Genomic DNA, 3,522 nt, shown 5'->3' with positions numbered 1-3,522 from the left:
TATGTATGAAGAATCAGATAGAGACGAGTTTTATAGAGATCATTGGATTCCAGTTGCCAAGTTCTTTTCCAAAGACAGAGAATGATCAATAAGCGTTGATAAACTAATACTCCAAACACTTGAACTGTCTGTTGGAAAAAGACCTGTAGTGATTATAGACTTATCCAAAGAGCAAGCTGAAGGAATTCTTTGGAGTGAGATGATACAATCTTTAATCATTAAAAGGTTATTTGACGGGCTAATAAACTTTGCAGAAAGAGGGTATAAAGAAAACTTATCACTTAATACTCTTGTGATTCTTGATGAAGCACACAGACTTGCTCCGAGAGAAAATCCTGATGATGAGAAAAAAGAATCCGTAAGAGCAAAACTGATAGATGCTGTTAGAACTACCAGAAAGTACGGGCTTGGCTGGATGTTCATAAGCCAGACACTTTCAAGCCTTCACAAGGAAATAGTCGAACAACTCAGAATAATGTTTTTTGGTTTTGGATTGGCATTAGGTACTGAGTTCCAGGCTTTACGTGAACTTGTAGGGGGAGACCCAAATGCTTTAAAACTTTACCAGTCTTTCAGAGATCCTCACAGTTCTTTTAATGAGTACAATCGTGAGTATACTTTCATGACAATTGGTCCTATTTCTCCGCTATCCTTCTCTGGTACTCCTCTATTTTTTACAGCCTTCAATAACCCTGAAGAGTTTCTCCGAGCAAACAGAATAGAGATAAATAAGAGTTGATTTTATCAGATAATTTAAGCCGGTGATCTAGCAGTTATTTTAGTTCTGTGTACTTCTTGGCGTTACCTTTTGCCTTGCTTACGGGATATCTTTTTGCATTGACCTTCAGTTTTTGCTTTGCGTTTCCTTCCAAATCTATTTGAAGATCGTTTGCAAGATAAGAAAGATAAATATAAATATCAGCGATTTCACCTTTTATTTCATCAATCTTATCCTTCACCCGCATCTCGATTTCATCATCTTTAATCCATTGGAAAATTGATAAGAGTTCTGCTGCCTCGACAGAAATAGCAATTGCAAGGTTCTTCGGAGTATGAAATTGCTCCCAATCTCTTTCTTTCCTGAATTTCAAAAGCTGATCTATCAATTTATCATTGTTCTTTTTCATATCTTACCTTTACCCTTTGAGCATATCTTCAAAATGCTTTCTTGTTGCATGATCAAGGAAATAAACATAAGTTCCTTTTATTCCACGAGAAAGGAGAACTTTGTAAGCGTTTAGTATAAGTCTTTCAAAATTGTTTTTTTCTCTTTTTACTACTGAATCAAAACTGTTTTCTTTTTTTCCAACCCAATTATTAGCTTTTTCATCCCAAACTATATCATTTCCGAAGATAACTCCGCAATAATCAAACTCAAAACCTTGAGCAGAGTAAATACATCCAACTTGCTCTAATCCTTCTTTTTGCGTTGCCCAGATATAGTACGGATCATTTTGGGGTGTGTATGAGCCCTCTCTCTTTCTATTCCAGGGTTTACTCCAGCTTCCTATAGACACATCATGAACAAGTGTTCCATCGGGTTTAGGATCTGACCATTTCCAACAAAATCCCGCTACTATGCGAGCAGTGTTCCCTTGTCTTGCCTTTTCTTTTATCATTGCCTCAAGCTCCTCTGGACTATCAACTATCCTAAACTCATACTCATTATTCAACCTCCATGAGAGGTTGGGTTGTCCGCCAATTTTTAACACATAATCTAACCAATCAATATAAGCACTTGATCCAGAACATCTGAACTGAATACTTAGGTCAATTTTGAAAATTTCTGCATTTTTTTCTTTCGCAAACCTTTCAATAAGCTCTGGAGTTCCAATTTCATTTGGTCTGACATTCTGATTCCGATCAAGTAGAAAAACCCCTACTTTTGCGACATCTATTAGCTCTTCAATTTGAGGCTTTGTAGATTTCCTATCTTTTGGAGTATAGTAGCTATTGCTTGATTCTCTAATTCTATGAGCTTCGTCAGCAATCAATACATCAAAAGTATTTTCCTTTAAACCAGAAAAGCTATTAAAGTATTTAAAAAGAGAGGACGCTCTTCTACCAACTTGTGCCCTAAGAGTTGTGGTAAAAGCAGTTGATCCTGTGCAATGAACGACATTGTATCCTTCTTTCCCAAGCGATGCAAGTAATTGTACAGCTATGACACTTTTTCCAGTGCCAGGACCTCCCGTAACGATTACCACAGTTTTTTTACCGTTTATGTTGCTTTGTTTTACTTTAGAATAGACTATATTGAAAGCTTCTTTTTGTTCATCAATAAGAGTAAATACTGGGTTCCCTTGTATCATCTCTGCAGCATGCTCAAGCAATTTTGGGCTAGGTCTTACTTTACTTGAAATAAACTTTCTAAGGATTTTTTCGCCATTTCCCTTGTAGACCTTACTTTCAATATAATCTTCAAACTCATCTTTCATATCGCCCGTAAAGAGAGGACTCTCTTTTAGTACATCTATGTAAAATTCGTCAAGAAGATCGCCACATGAATTACTTTTTGCATTATGAAGATAACTACATGAATAAAGGCTTATTTGATTTGGCTCCTCGTAAAATGCAGTCACATTATCCCTTAAGTAATCAGCGTAACCTCTTGCTTGAGCTGAGGGATGAAGGTGAATTTCTGTGGGGAATAATTGAACCATTTCTTTAATTCCAATGTTATATGCTTTTTCCCACTGCTTAAGTTCTACAATAACAGCATTTTCTTTTTTGCCATCCTCCCCCATAATTATTACATCTATTCTTCGATCTGAATAAGGAAGTCTGTATTCTACTACAACTCCGGTATCGGTTAAACGTCTAGAATGCATTGAATTTGCAACTGCTTTAAGGGAGTACTTCCAAGCGTTTGCCTCTGACTCAGTTGGATTCATACCGAAGACTTCTCGGTACATTTTTACCAGTATATCGTGCAAGTAATTACCAAATGCGAGTTCTATGAAATCTCCACCTTTGCCTTGAAATAACTGCATTCTTGCCTCCTATAAAGTTTCATTCTCGTAGTTATTTGGAATAGCATTAAATGGGACCCAAGTAAACCAGTCCCTTATGCCAAGTACCTCAGCCCAAGAATTAATTATCTCTATATCCTGTAAATAACCTAAATCCTCAGGGGCTAAGAATTGGTAAAGAGACTCGCCTTTTTGTTTGATTAGAATGTCAGAATAGTGTTCCAAATAATTGGTCCCTAAGAGCAAATCCATTCCCTTTGTAAAAGCATAGCTCATCGCAAGTGAGGCGACGAAAATTGTGCCTGGAGTAAAAGCCCTGACTTCTTTAGAAAGTCCACTTATAGCAATTTTTAAATCCTCTTCAACAGATGTTTTCTGCTCCTTTCTAATCTCTGGTAAATACTTGTAAATCCAGAATTCTATCCTGTAATCCACAGGTAGGTTTGTTAACTGTCTTATTATGCCGTTATGCCAAATTACCATAAGATTCTGCACTATTTCTTTTTTAATAGAGTATTTTTCCTTTTGAAAATCACTTTCCACTGCTTCT

The 3,522-nt window shown here is 36.5% G+C and carries 4 protein-coding genes; 1 reads left to right on the top strand and 3 read right to left on the bottom strand.

Annotation, left to right across the window (positions count from 1 at the left end):
- Positions 1–148 precede the first annotated feature (148 nt).
- The gene (locus JHC30_07885; protein ID MCI4464060.1) at positions 149–739 is read left to right on the top strand and encodes an ATP-binding protein; all 591 of its coding nucleotides are present in this window, start codon (positions 149–151) and stop codon (positions 737–739) included.
- A gap of 34 nt (positions 740–773) precedes the next feature.
- Here JHC30_07885 and JHC30_07880 read toward each other — a convergent pair whose 3' ends face one another.
- The 3 genes from JHC30_07880 to JHC30_07870 form a co-directional block, all read right to left on the bottom strand.
- Positions 774–1,127 (bottom strand): nucleotide pyrophosphohydrolase, encoded by a 354-nt coding sequence (locus tag JHC30_07880; GenBank protein ID MCI4464059.1) that lies wholly within the window; start codon positions 1,125–1,127, stop codon positions 774–776.
- 9 nt (positions 1,128–1,136) lie between these two features.
- Complete coding sequence (locus tag JHC30_07875; GenBank protein ID MCI4464058.1) at positions 1,137–2,993, bottom strand: DUF2075 domain-containing protein; 1,857 nt, start codon at positions 2,991–2,993, stop codon at positions 1,137–1,139.
- A 9-nt stretch (positions 2,994–3,002) separates the two neighbouring features.
- On the bottom strand, positions 3,003–3,522 hold a 520-nt coding region (locus JHC30_07870), incomplete at its 5' end, for a hypothetical protein (protein MCI4464057.1).

Source organism: Caldisericum sp. (genome assembly GCA_022759145.1).
Lineage (GTDB): Bacteria > Caldisericota > Caldisericia > Caldisericales > Caldisericaceae > Caldisericum.
This window is presented reverse-complemented; position numbering and strand designations above follow the sequence as displayed.

Excerpts from the sequence above, each read along its gene's own strand:
- JHC30_07880 (MCI4464059.1), bottom strand. The coding sequence starts at position 1,127 with ATGAAAAAGAACAATGATAAATTGATAGATCAGCTTTTGAAATTCAGG.
- JHC30_07875 (MCI4464058.1), bottom strand. The coding sequence starts at position 2,993 with ATGCAGTTATTTCAAGGCAAAGGTGGAGATTTCATAGAACTCGCATTT.